The organism is Halegenticoccus soli, from assembly GCF_002844195.1.
Classification (GTDB): Archaea; Halobacteriota; Halobacteria; order Halobacteriales; family Haloferacaceae; genus Halegenticoccus; species Halegenticoccus soli.
The window spans coordinates 147231-163062 of sequence record NZ_PEND01000002.1 but is presented as its reverse complement, the minus strand read 5'-3'; the positions used below and the strand labels follow the sequence as shown (position 1 = coordinate 163062).

Here is a 15832-nt window from a genome sequence, read left to right as displayed (position 1 = left end):
GTTCGGGAGAGGGAGGACCCGGATGTTCGCGTTCGGGCGGAGGATCGCTCATAGGGAGTATCGGAGGGGTTCATGAATTCCCGGCGAAGAACCGAGAGACACCACCCAGGGACAGGCTTCGGAACATCCGGCTGGCTACGATAATCCCTATCAGAGGTACGGGGCCAGCGCGTCGACGAGCTTGTTCTCGGCCCGCCGGAGGTGCTCCTCGGCGGTGCGGCGCTCGACGCCGACGGCGTCGGCGATCTCGGCCGTCGAGACCTCCCGCGGGATGCGGTAGTACCCGCGCTCGCGGGCGGTCGCGAACACCTCCCGCTGGCGCGGGGTGAGCGTCGGGAGGGCGTCGTGGAGCGTGAGCAGCGGGCCGTCCTGCGTCACCGAGTCGACCTCGCGCTTCGTCTCGACGCTCACGGCGTACCCGTCGTCGACGAGATCGCGGTAACAGCCGGTCAGGGCCGAGGAGTCGAGCGCGAGCAGGCGGCAGAACTTCGCGCCCTCGGCGTACCGCAGCGGCGGCAGGAGCAGGCAGTCGTGGCGGACGAGGTACCGCTCCACGTGATCCGGGTCCTGCGTCTTCAGGCACGACGCGGTGACGACGACGAGTTCGTCGGCCGTCCGGAGGCGCTCCCGGACGCCGACGCGCGACTCGACGTGCGCCAGCACCTCGTCGGCGGCCCCGTCAGTGACGTGGAGGAGGTCGCAGTGGTCGTTGCACCACAGTTCGATCCGCGCGCCGGTGGCCGCCGTGACGTCGGCGTACGCGCCGCCGTCCGCGATCCGGAACGTCGCCTCGTACAGCATGCGCCGACTCCGCCGTCCGAGTATATGAATCCACCTCCGCTCGGTGGGTCGAAGGTATTTGCCACTCGTTGACAAACGATCGAACGAGATGAGCCGACAGACGCCCGCTGGGACGGAGGATCGAATCGGCCCGCCGAGCGAGGAGTGGCGGCGGTATCAGGGAGCGCCGACCGGCACGGACATCGAGTGCAAGGGGTGGCGGCAGGAGGCCGCCCTCCGCATGTTGAACAACAACCTCGACCCGGAGGTGGCCGAAAAGCCGGAGCGGCTCGTCGTCTACGGCGGCACCGGACGCGCCGCCCGGAGCTGGGACGCCTACGACGCCATCCTCGCGGAGCTCCGGGAGCTGGAGGACGACGAGACGCTGCTCGTCCAGTCGGGCAAGCCCGTCGGCCGCTTTCGGACGCACGAGGTCGCCCCGCGCGTCCTCATCGCCAACTCGAACCTCGTCGGCAAGTGGGACGACTGGGAGCACTTCCACGAACTGGAGGCCGAGGGGAAGATCATGTACGGCCAGATGACCGCCGGATCGTGGGCGTACATCGGCACGCAGGGGATCATCCAGGGGACCTACGAGACGCTCGCCGAGCTCGCCAGGCGGCACTTCTCCGACGGGGAGGGCGAGGCGGACCTCCGCGGCCGGATCGTCGTCACCGGCGGCCTGGGCGGCATGGGCGGCGCGCAGCCGCTCGCGGTGACGATGAACCGCGGGGTGTGCATCGCGGCCGAGGTGGACGAGTCGCGGATCGACCGCCGCATCGAAACCGGCTACTGCGTGGAGAAGACGGCCGACCTCGACGAGGCGATCCGAAAGGCCGAGGAGGCCGCCGAGGCGGGCGAGCCGTACAGCGTCGGCGTCCGCGCCAACGCCGCCGACGTGCTGGAGGCGATGCTCGAACGGGACTTCGTCCCCGACGTCGTCACGGATCAGACGAGCGCCCACGACGAACTGGAGGGGTACGTCCCGAGCGGCTACGCGATCGAAGAGGCCGACCGGCTCCGCGAGGAGGACCCCGAGCGGTACGTCGAGGAGAGCCTCGACACGATGGAGCGCCACGTCGCCGCAATCCTGGAGATGCGGGACCGGGGGGCGATCGCCGTCGAGTACGGCAACAACATCCGCGGGCAGGTGAAGGAGCACCGCGGGATGGACCGGGCGTTCGACTTCCCGGGGTTCGTCCCCGCCTACATCCGGCCGCTGTTCTGCCGCGGCAAGGGGCCGTTCCGCTGGGCGGCGCTCTCCGGCGACCCCGAGGACATCTACCGGACCGACGAGGCCGTGAAGGAGCTGTTCCCCGAGAAGGACCACCTCCGCCGGTGGATCGACCTGGCTCGGGAGGAGATCTCCTTCCAGGGGCTCCCCGCCCGCGTGTGCTGGCTGGGGTACGCCGCGGACGAGGAGGGCCTGACGGAGCGCGCGAAGTTCGCCCTCCGCATCAACGACCTCGTCCGTGCCGGCGAGATCTCCGCGCCGATCGTCGTCACCCGCGACCACCTCGACGCGGGGAGCGTCGCCAGCCCGCACCGCGAGACGGAGGCGATGCGGGACGGCACCGACGCGGTGGCCGACTGGCCGATCCTCAACGCCCTCCTCAACTGCGCGGCGGGCGCGGACATCGTCTCCGTTCACGACGGCGGCGGGGTCGGTATCGGCAACGCGCTCCACGCGAACAACCACGTCGTCCTCGACGGCACCAATCTCGCCGCGGAGAAGGCCCGTCGGGTGTTCACGACCGACCCCGGGACGGGCGTGATCCGCCACGCCGACGCGGGCTACGAGGAGGCGCTGGAGGAGGCGTCGGCGTCGAACGTGCCGATCCCCGCGCGCGACCGACGATGACCGGGCTCCGCGACCCGCCCTCGTGGTCGGGGCCGTCGGACGATCCGAACGACGAGCAGTTCGGCGACGTGATCGAGCCGTGCTCGGCGGCCCGGACGGCGGCGGACGACGCCGCGGAGCCGGCCCGCCTCGACCGCGCCGACCGCTACGACGCGGTGCTCGTCGGCGAACCCTACGACGGGGGAGTCGTCGGACGGACGGGCGCTCGCGAGGGGCCGACCGCGCTCCGCGAGGCGCTCGCGGCGGTCAAGACCCACCACTTCGAGGGGGGCCCCGTCGGCGCCGTCGGCGACCTCGGGGACGTCGAGATACTGGACGGAAGCGTGCGCGCGGTGCAGGGGACGGTGAGCGAAATCGCCCACCGGGTACACGCGACGGACGCCCTCCCGGTGTTCCTCGGGGGCGACAACTCGCTCACGTACCCGAACGCCGCGCCGCTTCTGGACCGGTCGCTCGGCGTCGTCAACTTCGACGCCCACCTCGACGTGCGCGAGGTTCGGGACGACGCGACCAGCGGGACGCCGTACCGGCAGCTGTTCGAGTCGGGGCTCGACGCCTACGCCTGCGTCGGCGCGCGCCACTTCGAAACCTCGACCGCCTACGCCGACTACGTCCGCGACCGAGGGGGCTCGATCGTGACCGCGGACGCGGTCGGGAGCGACCCCGTGGGCGCGGTCGAGCAGGCGCTGGCGACGATGACGGACGCGGAGGCGCTCTACGTCAGCGCCGACCTCGACGTGCTCGACGCGAGCGCCGCGCCGGGCGTGAGCGCCCCGACCCCGGGCGGGCTTTCGACCCGCGAGCTGTTCCGGATGCTCCGCCGGGTCGCCGCGGACGACCGCGTCGCCGGCTTCGAGGTCGTCGAGTGCGCGCCGCCGCTGGACGAGGGCGGCCGAACCGCGGCCGCCGGCGCCCGCGCCGTCGCCCACTTCCTAAGTGGATACGGCGCGAAGGGGGACCGAGATGCCTGAACTCACCGCCGTCGTCCGCGACGCCGCGGAGGTCGTGGTCGGTCCCCCCGAGGACGGAGCCGGAGGCACTGAAGGCGGGGGCTCCGACGACGCGACCGAGCCGCTGATCCGCCGCGAGAACGCCGCCGTCGCGGTCGTCGACGGCCGCGTCGCAGCCGTCGGTCCCTCCGACGAGGTGACGCGCGAGTACCCCCCGGAAAACGCCGAGTACGCCGTCGACGCCGCGGGAAAGAGCGTGATCCCGGGGTTCGTCGACTCGCACACCCACGCGCTCTTCGCCGGCGATCGCTCCGACGAGTTCGAGGCGAAGCTGCGGGGGAAGACGTACCAGGAGATCATGGCCGAGGGCGGCGGCATCCTGCGGACCGTCGCCGCGACGCGCGCGGCCGACGACGACGCGCTCCTGTCGAACCTGCTCGGCCACCTCGACGTCATGCTCGCCCACGGGACGACGACGGCCGAGGTGAAGTCGGGCTACGGGCTCGACACCGAGACGGAGCTCCGGATGCTGGAGGCGATCGACCGCGCGAACGACCGGCACCCGGTGGACGTGGTGCCGACGTTCATGGGAGCGCACGCGGTCCCCCCGGACGTCGACGCGGCGGAGTACGCGGAGGAGGTCGTCTCCGAGCAGCTCCCGGCGGTCGAAACGCAGGGGATCGCCGAGTTCTGCGACGTGTTCTGCGAGGAGGGCGCGTTCACCGTCGAGCAGTCGCGGCGGGTGCTCGAAGCCGGGATCGAGGCGGGGCTGGCCCCGAAGATCCACGCCGACGAATTCGCGAACCTCGGCGGCTCCCGGCTGGCGGCCGACCTCGGCGCGACGAGCGCCGACCACCTGCTGCGCTCGACCGACGAGGACATCGACGCGCTCGTCGAGGCCGGCGTGGTCCCGGTGCTCCTGCCGGGGACGGCGTTCGCGCTCGGCGCGGGGTACGCCGACGCCGGCGCCTTCCTCGACCGCGGCGCGCCCGTCGCCGTCGCGACCGACTTCAACCCGAACTGCTATTCGCAGAACATGGGGTTCGCGGTGTCGCTCGCCTGCGTCGGCATGCGGATGACGCCCGCGCGGGCGCTCGTCGCGGCGACGAGGAACGGGGCGCTGGCGCTCGACAGGGAGGAGTCGCTCGGGACGCTCCGCGAGGGCGCGGCGGCCGACCTGCTGGTCCTCGACGCGCCGTCGTACGTCCACCTTCCGTACAACTTCGCCGTCAACGCGGTCGAAACCGTGCTCAAGGGCGGAGAGGTGGTCCACGCGAAGGACGGGTCGGAGGCGACGCATGGGTGAACCCGGTACGGACGCCGACGCGGTCGTCCTCGACGGCGAGTCGCTGACCGTCGAGGAGGTCGTCGCCGTCGCCAGACGCGGCGCGCCCGTCGCCGTCGACGAGGAGGCGCGCGAGGCGGTCCGCGAGTCGCGGGCGCGGGTCGAGGAGATCGTCGAGAGCGACGAAGCTGTGTACGGCGTCAACACGGGCTTCGGCGAGCTGGTCGACGTGCGGATCCCGCGCGAGCGGATCAACGAACTCCAGCAGAACCTCCTCCGGAGCCACGCCGCCGGAGCCGGGCGCGAACTCTCGACCGAGGAGGTTCGCGCGCTCGCGCTCACCCGCGTCAACGCGCTCGCGAAGGGGTACTCGGGCGTCCGCGAGGTCGTCGTCGACCACCTAGTGACGATGCTCAACGAGGGGATCCACCCCGTCGTCAAATCCCGCGGGAGCCTCGGCGCGAGCGGCGACCTCGCCCCGCTCGCGCACCTGTCGCTCGTCCTGATCGGCGAGGGCGAGGCGGACGTCGAACGGGGGCTCAAAAGCGCCTCCGACGGCGAGCGTCCGCCGGGTCGAGACCTCGATGAGGGTGAGCGCCGCGACGGGGTCGAGCGCCTGCCGGGGAACGAGGCCCTGGCCGCGGCTGGGCTGGAGCCCCTCGCGCTCGCGGCCAAGGAGGGCCTCGCGCTCATCAACGGGACGCAGCTCACCGTCGGGCTGGCGGCGCTCGCCGTCCACGACGTGGAGCGCGCGCTCCGCGCGGCCGACGCCGCCGGCGCGCTCACGACGGAGGTGACGATGGGCACGACCGCCGCCTGCGACCCGGCGATCCAGGCGGTCCGCCCGCACGCCGGGCAGGCGGCGAGCGCCCGGAACGTGAAGCGGCTGACCGAGGGGTCGGAGATCGTCGAGTCGCACCGGAACTGCGACCGCGTGCAGGACGCCTACTCGATCCGATGTCTGCCGCAGGTCCACGGCGCGGTGCGCGACGCGGTGGCGCACCTGCGCGAGGCGGTCGCGGTCGAGTTGAACAGCGCGACCGACAACCCGCTCGTGTTCCCGCGCGAGGACGTCGACCCTCGCGCGAGCGGGACCGAGACGGCGGCGGTCGTCTCCGGCGGCAACTTCCACGGCGCGCCGCTCGCGTTCCGGCTCGACTACGTCGCGGGGGCACTCACGGATCTCGCGGCCGTCGCCGAGCGGCGAGTCGATCGCATGCTCAACCCGAACCTCCAGGAGCCGCACCTGCCGCCGTTTCTGACGGCGGAAGGGGGCCTGCGCTCCGGCTACATGATCCCGCAGTACACCGCCGCGGCGCTGCTCGCCGAGTGCCGTTCGGAGGGCAGGCCGTCGACGGACAACACGCCCGTCAGCGGGGGCCAGGAGGATCACGTCAGCATGAGCGCGACCTCGGCGTTCGCCGTTCGCCGGGTCGTGGAGCGCGTCCGAACGGTCGTCGCCGTCGAGCTGCTCTGCGCCGCGCAGGCGGCGGAGTTCGTCGACCCCGCGCTCTCGCACGCCCCGGGAACTCGGGCGATCTACGACGCAGTCAGGGAGGTCGTTCCGGCGCTCGACGAGGATCGGCCGAGCCACCGGGACATCGAAGCCGTCGCGGCGCTCGTCTCGTCTGGCGCGCTCGACCGGCGTTCGCGGGCGGCGCTCGGCGAGGCGCTGGAGTGACGCGTCCGGCCTCGCCGTGAGCGGCGCGTCTGACCGCTTCGGATTTTCGTAGCAGTTACACTACCCCGCAGGCGGTGGACGGTCGGGTCAGTCCGCGGGGTGCCCGTCGGGCTGACGGGCGCGGTCGCGGTGACGCGGGCAGTACGGGTCCTCGGTCTCGGCCGCCGGCGACCGGCCGCACTCCGGACAGCGAGGCCGGTCTTCGTCGTCCGTCTCGTCCGTCCCGCCCGTCTCACCTCCTTCGTCCGTCCCGCGTCCCTCCTCCGCCTCGTCCTTCGCGTCCGACTCGTCGGTCCCGTCCGGTCCTTTCGTCTCGTCCGCATCCTCCTCGAACCACGCGTCGGGGTCGACGCCCATCGCGTCGGCTACCTCGCGCCAGCCGCCGCTGGGGGAGGCTCGCTCACCCGGCATCGTCGGGCGCGTCGGGAGCGGCGTTTCGCGTTGAGTCGGCCGACGGCGACTCGCAGCGGAAACAGCCGTCGCGGAGCCGTGGATCGGTGCTTTCGAGCCCGCAGCGCTCACACCGCCAGTAGCGGTGATCGAGGCGGCCGTCGCTGTCGCGGCCGTCGTGCGGGCCGGTTATCTCGTTCGCGTTTTCGGTACGTTCTTGTGGGAGAGCGCAATCAACGTTCACTGGGCTGCTTGTGGATCAGGTATGCCCGGCGTCTGGGTGCTGGTGACACCCGGGCGCACTTTGCGTCGAGCGCGTGTGCGCCCGCGGCGCGGGCGACGGTCTGCGAGCGGTTCGCCGTTTCGTGTTCTACTGCGTTCTATCGCGCCGTTCCGTCGTCAGCAGTCGCTGTCGGCGTCGGGGCGACGTTGGCCCTCGACCCCGGTCCGCGAAAAACGGCGACGCGCGTCGGCCGCCGTCTCAGGCTTCCGCCGCGAGTTCGTCCGTCTCCTCGAGACTCTGGAGCGCCTCGATGGCACCCTGCTTGTAGGCGTCGACGGAGAGGTCGTACCGCTCGCGGGCCATGCGAGCGTACTCGTTACCCTCCTCGTCGAACGCCGCGACGCGATCGAGGGTGCGCTCGGCCGTTTCGACGACCCAGCGGTCGCGCGTCGCGGCGTCGACCGTCGTGATGGACTCCGGGCGGACCGAGACGTTGATCTGCCCGTCGTCCGTCTCGAACGTGCGCGGCTTGCCGACGATGGCGACGTACGCGGGCGGTTCGAGGTCGCGGAGGGCGCTCGCGGCCTCGGGCTGGTACTGCCCGGCGTAGACGAAGAACGTCCCGGTCGGGTCGACGATGCGACCGCGCCAGTACTCGCTGTCCTCGCCCACGTCCTCCTTCTCGGTGAGCGTGCCGACGAGGAACACCCGGTTGGCTCGCTCCCCGGTGGGGAGCAGCAGGTAGACGGGCGCGCGCTCGTCTTCGGATTCCTTGAACGTGTAACCGGCGTCGTTGAACTCGCGGGCGAAGACGCGCCGGGCGACTTCTCGGGAGGGAACTGATTGGCTCATTTACATCGACCTCGCTTTGATGAGGACTTCCTCGGCGTTCGTCGGTCCGTTCAGCTGTTCGAACTCGTTGGCGAGCACGTACCGACCGAGGGTCGGCCCGGTGACGCTGTAGTAGCGACCGAGGGTCGTCTCGCGCATCTCGTCCGCGACGATGGTCGTGTCGAGCGCGTCCATCGCCCGCTGTTTGGCCTCCTCCAGGGTGACGCCGGTGAGTTCCTCGGTCATCTCGCGGTTGAAGATGACCTCGCGGACCTCGTTGCCGTCGTCGAGGACGCCCTTGATCCGGAGGTCGAACTCGCCCTCGACGCTGCCGTGCTCCGAGCACCGGCCGTTCTGGAGGACGCGCGTGCAGCCCTCCTCGGGGCAGCGCTTGATGAGGCCGCTCCCGCTCTGGATGTCGACGAGCGCGCCCTCGACCGTGACGGCGTTGTCGCCGACCTCGATGTCCTCGTCGAGTTCGGTGATGGTCGTCGTCCGGTTGAGCTTCACCGAGTACCGCCCCTGGTACTCGTCGGTGACGACGTTCTCCAGCCGGTACACCGAACCTTCGTCGAGCTCGGGGAGCTCGGAGGTCTTGAACGAGACGAACTTGATCGTGCCCGACTCGTCGCCGAGCAGGCCGACCTGCGAGATGGAGTCGCTCCGGGGCTCCCACAGGTCGACGACCTTGGCCGTGATGTCGACCCACTGTTCGTCCTCGTCGATGTCGGCCACCTTCGCCGCCTGGCCGCCTCCGCCGCCGCGGATGGCGTCGCGCTCCAGGCCGGCCTCGTCGAGGTAGCTGTTGACGACGCTCCGGCGCGCTTCCTCGACGGGGACCTTGTACTCGTTGACGAGGTTGTCCAGCCGCTCTTCGACCTCGTCCGCGTCTACGTCCAGGTGGTCCGAGAACTGTTCCGCAATCTCCTCTGCGTGGGTTCGCAACGCTGTCATGTGGTCTCACTGCCTCCGCTTGGGTTTTCGACGAGAGGCGTACGTCAGTTGGTGCCTGATGGTATAAAAAGTTACGCGAGCGGGGTGAAAGTGAAATCGGACGGAGCCGGCCGTCAGACGTCCGTCGGAGGGTTTTTCTCGGATCTTCGTCGGCGGCGAAGAAAATCGGGGTGGGCGGAAGGTTTCGCGGGGCGGAGGGTTCGGAGCGCCGGCGCGTCTCGGACGTGGATCGGCGCGCGGTCGCCGAGGCGACGCACCTTTGGGCGGCGGCCGAGAACGGAACCCATGGAAGAGCGGCTCGAACGCTTCATCCGGACCACGTTCCGCTCGGCCGGCCGGCGATACGCCGAGGCGCGCGAGGCGTACCGCGAGGGCCGGACCGCGACCGACGGCGCGGACGGGTTCGACCTGCCGCGGGACGGCGAGGGTCGCGCGCGGATCGTCTGCCGACGCTACGCCGAAAAGCGGGCGGTCGAAGTCGACGGCGAGGGGCGGCCCTCGTGCTTCGACCCGGAGCATCCGGACTGCCGGGGCTGCGTCGAGGACGTCCGCGACGGCGTCGTCGAGACGTGGTAGTCCGGCGTCGAAAGCGCGGTACTCCGGCCGTCGCGTAAGCGGATAGCGCGGTGGCGTCGTCGCGACGCGGTCCCGCCACCGCGACCGGCGGAGCGAACCGGCGGGAGCGCCGTTTTTTGTGGGTCGGCCGGGAAGGGCCGTCATGGACAGACCGCTCGTCGCGCTCGTGCTCGCCGGCGGCACCGGCACCCGACTGTACCCGGCAAGCCGGAGCGACCGTCCGAAGCAGTTCCTCCCCCTCTCCGGCGGCGAGTCGCTGCTCGCGCGGACAGCCGAGCGCGCGTCGTTCGCCGACGAGACGTTCGTCTCGACCCGCGAGGCGTTCGCTCCGGAGGTGCCCGAACACGCGCCCGACGCGACCGTGATCGTCGAGCCCGAGGCGAAGGATACGGGGCCGGCGCTCGTCTACGCGACGCACCGCATTCGGGAGGTCGTCGGCGACTGCGTCGTCCTGGCGCTGCCGAGCGACCACCACGTGGCGGGCGACGCCGCCTTCGAGGCGACGGCGCGGACGGGCGCACGGGTCGCGGCCGACGCCGGGTCGCTCGTGACGTTCGGCGTCGAACCGACCCGCCCCGACACCGGCTACGGCTACGTCGAGCCGGGCGCAGACCGCGGGGACCACTTCGAACTCGCCGGCTTCCACGAGAAGCCGGACGCGGAGACCGCCGCGCGGTACGTCGAGGCGGGCTACCTGTGGAACGCCGGGATCTTCGCGTGGACGCCGGAGGCGCTGCTGGGGGCGGCCCGCGACTCCCCGCTCGCGCCGCTGGTCGAGGCGCTCGAATCGGGCGATCCGGAGGCAGGCTTCGGCGCCGTCGACCCCGTCAGCGTGGACTACGCGGTGATGGAACGCGCGGCGGACGCCGCCGTCGTCCCCGCCGACTTCGCGTGGGACGACCTGGGGTCGTGGGACGCGCTCGAACGGACGCTCGAACCCGACTCGGCCGGCAACGTCGCGCTCGGCGACGCGCTGGCGGTCGACGCGTCGGGGAACGTGATCGCCAGCGACGACAAGCACGTCTCGCTCGTCGGCGTCGAGGGGCTGGCCGTCATCGCCTGGGACGACCGCGTGCTCGTCGTTCCGAAAGCCGAGGCTCAGCGCGTCCGGGAGGTCGTCGCCGCGCTGAAGGAGGAAGAGCGGTTCTGACGGGGCGGACGCCGGTTCACTTGTCCGTCTTCCACTCGCCGACCTCCGCGCCGTGAAACTCGCCCTTGGCCCGCCGCGGCGTCGGCCAGTACGTGAGGACGAGCGCGACGAGGTAGAACAGGCCGACGAGGGCCACCACGACGACGCCGGGGACGTCCGAGACGGCGGCGGTCTCGCGCCAGTCCTCGCCGGGGACGAACGCCGTGATCCGGAAGATCCACGCGACGAGCAGGACGGAGAACAGCGGGAAGTACACCCGCTTGAGCCGGCGCGACAGCGCCTCCCGGAACGAGACCTTCAGCGTCGGCTTCCGGAGGTCGTCCGCGATCTCGTCCCGCCAGTTTCGGAGGGTGGGCTCGCCGGGGCTGAACACGTTCGCGAAGACGTTCTCCTCGATCATCCGGACCCGCGACCGGGCCGCGTCGTACGTCCGATACCGGCGGACGTCGAAGAGCAGGAACATGGTCGCCGCCAGCATCCCGATGAGCAGGAAATAGGGCGGGCTCTCGGCGCTCTGAAACGAGAGCGCGAACACCGCCGCGATGACGGCGATCGCCCAGTCGACGGAGAGGTCGAGGCGGTCCAGCCGCGTCGACATCTGCGAGACCTCGCCGCGGTAGTAGTGCGGCATCAGCGAGAGGAACTCCGAGCGGTCCGTAGCCGCCTCGGCGGCGACTTCCCGGGCCTCGCGCCGTTCGGGATCGAAGTCCGAGGGGGCATCTCGTGACATACGGTAGCGTTCGACATGCTCCGGTAAAACCCAGTCGCTCGTCGAGCTCTCGGTCGGGCCGACGGCGGTGTCACCGGCGACGCTCTCGGATCGCGCCGCCGACGAGGCCGCCGAGCAGCCCCCGCGCGTCGATTCTCCACATGCGGCGGACGATCAGGAACACGAGCGCCGTTATCGGAACCAGAAACGGGGCGTTGGAGGCGTAGCCGAACGCCACGCCGACGACGAGCGACGCCCACACCGCCACCAGCACGAGCGTGACGGCGGCCCGAAGCCCGGCGTCCGTCTCAGCCATCGGGCCTCCCGACGAACCGACCGCGGACGTTCGGCTGTGCGCCGCAGAGCGCGGGAGAAATCCGTCCGCGCCGGGGGGCGGTCCGTCCCGCTACCAGCGTCGGCGCGGGCGCGCCGCGGCGTTCGTCGTTCGATCCGTTTTCGATTTTACTCGTCGACATCGCAAACGGATATTTTACCCCGACGCCTATAATCGAATCAGAGTGGTTTCCGGAACTTCCGAAACCGGGCGATCGGCGGGCGATCGGCGGGCGACCGGTGGACGGGCGGGGGCTAATCGCTGGACGGGCGGCGGGCGATCGGAAGGGAACCTCGCCGGACGGAATACCCCGCTCCCCGAGGCCGCTCACTCGTCGGCGGGCTTCCAGTTCATCTTGATACCGATCGCCTCCTTCCTGCCGCCGAGCATCGAGCTCCGCTCTTCGACCGTGATCGCGTACTCGATCGTCGACGGCGGCGAGAGCCGTACCGTCTTGTTTCCCACCGCGACGTCTGCGTCGTGCTCCCCGCGGAACTGGTTCGCGAGCGATTCCAGGCGGTCCGCTACTTCTTCCCGGGACAGCGATTCCTCGGCGATCGTTTTGTCGCTCATACCCGTCTATTCGTCGGCCCGGATAATCAAGTGGGTCCAGATTACGCCCCTCACGACCGTCGACCGAAGACAGCAGCCCGACGCGCCGGAAGTCCTTCGGACGGTCGGCGGCTATCCGGATCGCCGCACGCGAACCGTCCCCTCGCTCGTGACGCCGACGAGCAGCGGTTCGCGCACCTCGCGCCCGCGGACCGCGTCGCCGGCGGCGTCGCTCACGAGCTTCATCAGGTCCGGCGCGGTGTGGTTGACCTTCACGCCGGCCTCGTCGCAGGCGTCGTACACCAGCTTCGGCACGTCGTAGAGGTCCGTTCCGGCCTCCACCTCGACGCCGACGGGCGCGGTGAGCGCCTCGGCGAACGCGACGGTCTCGCGGGCCTTCTCGACGTTGGCCCGGGCGCTCGCCTCGATGCTCGACACGTTCGCGCGCGAGGTTCCGAGGAGGTCAGCGATGGTCGTCTGGCGGACGCCGCGCTCGCGCAGCGCCAGCACCTCGGCCTGTCGTCGCGTCAGGACGCTCCGCTCGGGGTCGAAGCCCGCCCCCTCGAGCAGCGCGTTCGCGTCCACGTCCGGGGCGTCGTCCATACCCCCGCTAGACACTCGGGTCGCAAAAATCCTACAGAATCCGCTGTCCACGGCCGGTTCCGCGGCTGTCGGCGCGCCGGCTCAGGAGCCCCAGAAGTTGTCCCGGCTCCCGAGCGCCGTCGGACGGGTCGGGCCGTCCGTTTCCTCGGACTCGGACTCGTCGGCGTCCCGGCTCTCGCCGATCTCCGCTTCCGCCTCGCCCTCTTCCTCTCCCTCCATCGGCAGGCGCTCGATCTCCTCGGCGCGGGCGTGGTTCGACTTGACCTGCGTGATCTTCACGAGCGCCCGGGCGTCGGGGAGCACGCCGTCGACCATGACGATGAAGCCGTCCTCCGTCCGGCCGACCCCCGCGCCGCTCTCGTGGATGTCGGTCACCTCGACGACGACCTCCTCGCCGGGGGTGACCGGCTGCTGCTTCAGCTCGTAGATGGGCATGTTGTAGTGGTTGCACCACTCGGCGCCGCCTCGGTCGCCGTAGTGTCGACACCCCATCCCCGGAATGCGTTCTGAGAAACTCGGGCACTCGTCGGCCAGTGGACAGTCCGGCATATCCGCGAGTAATTCGGGCGGCGTATAAACGCTTGCGCCTTCGCGAGCGCCGCCGACGCGGCCGAACGGCGGCGAGCCCGGCGGCGGGACGGAGGTCGTCGCCCGACGGCGATTCTCCCGCACACCGGACCGCGATTCCGCCGCGCACCCGCCCCCGAACCGCGCGTCCGATCCTCGAACCGCCCGCGCGGAAGTGCTTTGTTCGCCGCCCTCCGATTCTGCGGCGTGTCCCGCCGCGCACCCGAACTGGCGCTCGTGACGGGCGTCTTCCTCGCGCTGTCGCTCTTCGTCTCGGGTGTCGTCCTCACCGGCGATCTCCCCGCGACGACGCTGGCGGCGCTCGCCGTCGGGTTCCCGTTCGTCGCGCACGCCGTCCGACACGCGGACGACCCGACGGACGTGCTCCGACCGGACGCGGTGCTGCTCGGGGGCGCGACCGCCGGCGCGACCGTCTGGGCGGTCGTCGCGCTCGACGGGCCGCCGGCCTCGACGCCGCGGCGAGTCCTCCTCGGGGCGGTCGTCGCCGGTGCGTTGGCGCTCCCGGCGGCGGCGTACCACGTCGGCTACGGGGAGCGGCGCAACCCGCTTTCGCCCCGGGCGACGTTCGCGCTCGCCGCCCTCGTGGCCGCCGCAACGGTCGGGTACGGCGTCCTCGTCGGCGCGCCGCTGCTCGGCTCGCTCACGGCGCTCGCGCTGTTTCTCGGCGGCGGCCTGTACCTGAACGCCCGCGGCGCACCGCTCGGGTACCGCCTCCGGCGCCGGCTGGTCGTCGCGGGACTCGCGCTCGGCGTCGCCGTCGCGATCGGTGGCGTCGTCGCGTTCCGTGGCACCGTCGCGGCCGGCGGCGAAGCGGCGTCGACGGCGTGGGTCGTCGCCGGCGCGACGATCCTGCTCGGACCGAGCCTCTACCACGCGCTGAGCGTCGAGGCGAAGGCGACGTGAGGGGGAGGTGAACTACCCTACCGCTCGCCTGACGGCTCGCGCTTGAGGGGAGGGCTTCCTGCTTCCACGACGCGCTTTGCAGATACAGGCGTATCCACAGGGAGCGCAGTCTCCACAGGCGTTCGAAAATCACGTAGTGATTTTCGCAGCCCATCAGAACCGCGAAGCGTTTCTGAGGACGTTGATTCGGAGTATCCCACTCCTATATCTTCGAGGCCGCGAGAAAGAATGTTCCACGCCGCGTTCGCGTCCCTGTCCGCCTCAAACCCGCAGGCAGGACAGGAATGTTCACGGACCCACAACGGCTTCTCCGTCGAGACTCCGCACGATGCGCACTCCTTGGTCGTCCCTCTCGGGTTGACCGCCACGGAGTGCGTCCCCTCGCGCTCGCACTTGTATTCGAGTAGCGAGAGGAACGTCCGCCACGCCGCAGACGCCGTGTTTCGACTGTTCGACGGCGATTCCACCATCCCCTTCACGTTCAAATCTTCGACAGCTACGAGGTCGTACTCCCGAGCGTAGTAGTTCGAGAGCTTGTGCAGGAAGTCGCGGCGCTTCCGTCGGAGATCGGCGTGACACTCCGCGACTCGACGCCGTTGCTTCTCGTAGTTGTTCGACCCGTGCTGTTTGCGCGAGAGCTTCCGTTGCTCGCGCTCCAAGCGTTCACGTTCGTTCGAGAGGTCGAGCGACCCGACCGCCATGCCGTCCGTATCGTGGGCGTACGTGAGAATCCCTACGTCGATACCGGCACACCGCTCGGGATTCTCAGGCGGTTCAGGTGGTTCACGGTCCATTTCGACGCCGAACGTGGCGAACCACTCGCCCGTCGGTTCCTTCTTGAGCGTGACCTGCTTGAGTGTCGCGTCGTCGGGGATGGCGCGGTGAAGCCGAATCGGTATATCCGCGAGTTTCGAGAGGCACAGGACAGTCTGACCGCCCTTCTTGTCGAGCTTGAAGCCAGACTGACTGTACGTGAAACTGCGGAACTCTCGTGGTGGCTTCCACTTGAGTTGGCCGACACCGTAGCCGTTCTGTTTGAGTTTCCCGAGAGACGTGATGTTCTGCTCAATCCGCATGACGGTGGTCTGAAGAACTGTCGAGTACACGTCCGAGAGGCCATCCCACCAGCCTTTGAGACCGGGTAGTTCATCGCGGATGGACCGAACGCGCTGATTGAGGGTTCCTGCGTCCTCGGGGATTTGGTTGAAGCGGTAGAGCGCGTGATTGTACAGTTGCCGACAAATATCGCGGTGGCGGTCCAACTCCTCGCGGTGGGCGTCGGACGGCTTGAGTCGATACTTGTAGGCGTAGTACATCAGTCCTCGCGTTCCTCGATAAGTTCGTCCAATTTGTCTTGGACGAAACGAGAGAGATTCAGGTGGTTCTCCTGAATCCACTCCTCTTGGTCGTCGCGGACAGTGATGTTCTTGCGCGTTGCCACACAAGTATGATACACACAATA

18 protein-coding genes are annotated in these 15832 nt (G+C 70.1%); 7 read left to right on the top strand and 11 right to left on the bottom strand.

Annotation, left to right across the window (positions count from 1 at the left end; all coding sequences use genetic code 11):
- Window positions 1–150: 150 nt before the first annotated feature.
- Window positions 151–798 carry a helix-turn-helix domain-containing protein gene (locus tag CNO20_RS05725; protein WP_101295734.1) on the bottom strand — a complete coding sequence of 216 codons (648 nt, stop codon included), beginning with the start codon at window positions 796–798 and terminating at the stop codon, window positions 151–153.
- Between the two features lie 91 nt (window positions 799–889).
- On the opposite strand from CNO20_RS05725, the gene hutU reads away from it, so the two are divergent.
- From hutU to CNO20_RS05705, 4 genes are read left to right on the top strand one after another with little or no spacing between them, the layout of a single operon-like run.
- Window positions 890–2641: a urocanate hydratase gene (gene hutU / locus CNO20_RS05720; RefSeq protein WP_101295185.1), complete on the top strand. Its 1752-nt coding sequence runs from the start codon at window positions 890–892 to the stop codon at window positions 2639–2641.
- Window positions 2638–3612 (top strand): formimidoylglutamase, encoded by a 975-nt coding sequence (gene hutG / locus CNO20_RS05715; protein ID WP_101295184.1) that lies wholly within the window; start codon window positions 2638–2640, stop codon window positions 3610–3612. Before hutU ends, hutG begins: the two co-directional genes overlap by 4 nt.
- The gene (hutI, locus tag CNO20_RS05710) at window positions 3605–4897 is read left to right on the top strand and encodes an imidazolonepropionase (protein ID WP_101295183.1); all 1293 of its coding nucleotides are present in this window, start codon (window positions 3605–3607) and stop codon (window positions 4895–4897) included. The genes hutG and hutI overlap by 8 nt, the downstream gene beginning before the upstream one ends.
- On the top strand, window positions 4890–6557 hold the full coding sequence (locus tag CNO20_RS05705; protein ID WP_101295182.1) for an HAL/PAL/TAL family ammonia-lyase: 1668 nt from the start codon (window positions 4890–4892) through the stop codon (window positions 6555–6557). Before hutI ends, CNO20_RS05705 begins: the two co-directional genes overlap by 8 nt.
- Window positions 6558–6644: 87 nt before the next feature.
- Here CNO20_RS05705 and CNO20_RS05700 read toward each other — a convergent pair whose 3' ends face one another.
- The 3 genes from CNO20_RS05700 to CNO20_RS05690 all read right to left on the bottom strand — a co-directional run bounded on the left by CNO20_RS05700 (window position 6645) and on the right by CNO20_RS05690 (window position 8955).
- Window positions 6645–6968, bottom strand: a complete 324-nt coding sequence (locus tag CNO20_RS05700; RefSeq protein ID WP_101295181.1) for a hypothetical protein — start codon at window positions 6966–6968, stop codon at window positions 6645–6647.
- Between the two features lie 460 nt (window positions 6969–7428).
- Window positions 7429–8022, bottom strand: coding sequence for an RPA family protein (locus CNO20_RS05695; protein ID WP_101295180.1), 594 nt, complete (start codon window positions 8020–8022; stop codon window positions 7429–7431).
- Window positions 8023–8955, bottom strand: a complete 933-nt coding sequence (locus CNO20_RS05690) for a replication factor A (protein ID WP_101295179.1) — start codon at window positions 8953–8955, stop codon at window positions 8023–8025.
- 285 nt (window positions 8956–9240) lie between these two features.
- Between CNO20_RS05690 and CNO20_RS05685 the strand changes: the two genes are divergently transcribed.
- Together CNO20_RS05685 and CNO20_RS05680 are read left to right on the top strand one after the other, a co-directional pair.
- Window positions 9241–9531 (top strand): DUF7091 family protein, encoded by a 291-nt coding sequence (locus CNO20_RS05685; protein ID WP_101295178.1) that lies wholly within the window; start codon window positions 9241–9243, stop codon window positions 9529–9531.
- 142 nt (window positions 9532–9673) lie between these two features.
- A complete protein-coding gene (locus CNO20_RS05680) occupies window positions 9674–10681 on the top strand; it encodes a mannose-1-phosphate guanylyltransferase (protein WP_101295177.1) in 1008 nt (335 codons plus the stop codon).
- A gap of 16 nt (window positions 10682–10697) precedes the next feature.
- On the opposite strand, the gene CNO20_RS05675 is transcribed toward CNO20_RS05680, so the two are convergent.
- From CNO20_RS05675 to CNO20_RS05655, 5 genes are all read right to left on the bottom strand, one after another.
- Window positions 10698–11411 carry a DUF2270 domain-containing protein gene (locus tag CNO20_RS05675; RefSeq protein WP_101295176.1) on the bottom strand — a complete coding sequence of 238 codons (714 nt, stop codon included), beginning with the start codon at window positions 11409–11411 and terminating at the stop codon, window positions 10698–10700.
- A gap of 70 nt (window positions 11412–11481) precedes the next feature.
- Entirely contained in the window at window positions 11482–11706 is a 225-nt protein-coding gene (locus tag CNO20_RS05670) for a hypothetical protein (RefSeq protein WP_101295175.1), read from the bottom strand.
- Window positions 11707–12051: 345 nt separating this feature from the next.
- Entirely contained in the window at window positions 12052–12297 is a 246-nt protein-coding gene (locus CNO20_RS05665; RefSeq protein WP_101295174.1) for an amphi-Trp domain-containing protein, read from the bottom strand.
- 111 nt (window positions 12298–12408) lie between these two features.
- Window positions 12409–12894: a Tfx family DNA-binding protein gene (locus tag CNO20_RS05660; RefSeq protein WP_394337244.1), complete on the bottom strand. Its 486-nt coding sequence runs from the start codon at window positions 12892–12894 to the stop codon at window positions 12409–12411.
- 66 nt (window positions 12895–12960) lie between these two features.
- Entirely contained in the window at window positions 12961–13428 is a 468-nt protein-coding gene (locus CNO20_RS05655) for a TRAM domain-containing protein (protein WP_101295172.1), read from the bottom strand.
- Window positions 13429–13653: 225 nt separating this feature from the next.
- Between CNO20_RS05655 and CNO20_RS05650 the strand changes: the two genes are divergently transcribed.
- Complete coding sequence (locus CNO20_RS05650; RefSeq protein ID WP_143423149.1) at window positions 13654–14370, top strand: hypothetical protein; 717 nt, start codon at window positions 13654–13656, stop codon at window positions 14368–14370.
- A gap of 17 nt (window positions 14371–14387) precedes the next feature.
- On the opposite strand, the gene CNO20_RS05645 is transcribed toward CNO20_RS05650, so the two are convergent.
- Both CNO20_RS05645 and CNO20_RS24045 read right to left on the bottom strand, forming a co-directional pair.
- Window positions 14388–15686, bottom strand: coding sequence for an RNA-guided endonuclease InsQ/TnpB family protein (locus CNO20_RS05645; RefSeq protein ID WP_101295170.1), 1299 nt, complete (start codon window positions 15684–15686; stop codon window positions 14388–14390).
- Window positions 15686–15811, bottom strand: coding sequence for a hypothetical protein (locus CNO20_RS24045; RefSeq protein ID WP_269844121.1), 126 nt, complete (start codon window positions 15809–15811; stop codon window positions 15686–15688). Before CNO20_RS24045 ends, CNO20_RS05645 begins: the two co-directional genes overlap by 1 nt.
- Window positions 15812–15832 lie beyond the last annotated feature (21 nt).

Excerpts from the sequence above, each read along its gene's own strand:
- hutU (WP_101295185.1), top strand. The coding sequence starts at position 890 with ATGAGCCGACAGACGCCCGCTGGGACGGAGGATCGAATCGGCCCGCCG.
- hutG (WP_101295184.1), top strand. The coding sequence starts at position 2,638 with ATGACCGGGCTCCGCGACCCGCCCTCGTGGTCGGGGCCGTCGGACGAT.
- hutI (WP_101295183.1), top strand. The coding sequence starts at position 3,605 with ATGCCTGAACTCACCGCCGTCGTCCGCGACGCCGCGGAGGTCGTGGTC.
- CNO20_RS05705 (WP_101295182.1), top strand. The coding sequence starts at position 4,890 with ATGGGTGAACCCGGTACGGACGCCGACGCGGTCGTCCTCGACGGCGAG.
- CNO20_RS05700 (WP_101295181.1), bottom strand. The coding sequence starts at position 6,968 with ATGCCGGGTGAGCGAGCCTCCCCCAGCGGCGGCTGGCGCGAGGTAGCC.
- CNO20_RS05695 (WP_101295180.1), bottom strand. The coding sequence starts at position 8,022 with ATGAGCCAATCAGTTCCCTCCCGAGAAGTCGCCCGGCGCGTCTTCGCC.
- CNO20_RS05690 (WP_101295179.1), bottom strand. The coding sequence starts at position 8,955 with ATGACAGCGTTGCGAACCCACGCAGAGGAGATTGCGGAACAGTTCTCG.
- CNO20_RS05685 (WP_101295178.1), top strand. The coding sequence starts at position 9,241 with ATGGAAGAGCGGCTCGAACGCTTCATCCGGACCACGTTCCGCTCGGCC.
- CNO20_RS05680 (WP_101295177.1), top strand. The coding sequence starts at position 9,674 with ATGGACAGACCGCTCGTCGCGCTCGTGCTCGCCGGCGGCACCGGCACC.
- CNO20_RS05675 (WP_101295176.1), bottom strand. The coding sequence starts at position 11,411 with ATGTCACGAGATGCCCCCTCGGACTTCGATCCCGAACGGCGCGAGGCC.
- CNO20_RS05670 (WP_101295175.1), bottom strand. The coding sequence starts at position 11,706 with ATGGCTGAGACGGACGCCGGGCTTCGGGCCGCCGTCACGCTCGTGCTG.
- CNO20_RS05665 (WP_101295174.1), bottom strand. The coding sequence starts at position 12,297 with ATGAGCGACAAAACGATCGCCGAGGAATCGCTGTCCCGGGAAGAAGTA.
- CNO20_RS05655 (WP_101295172.1), bottom strand. The coding sequence starts at position 13,428 with ATGCCGGACTGTCCACTGGCCGACGAGTGCCCGAGTTTCTCAGAACGC.
- CNO20_RS05645 (WP_101295170.1), bottom strand. The coding sequence starts at position 15,686 with ATGTACTACGCCTACAAGTATCGACTCAAGCCGTCCGACGCCCACCGC.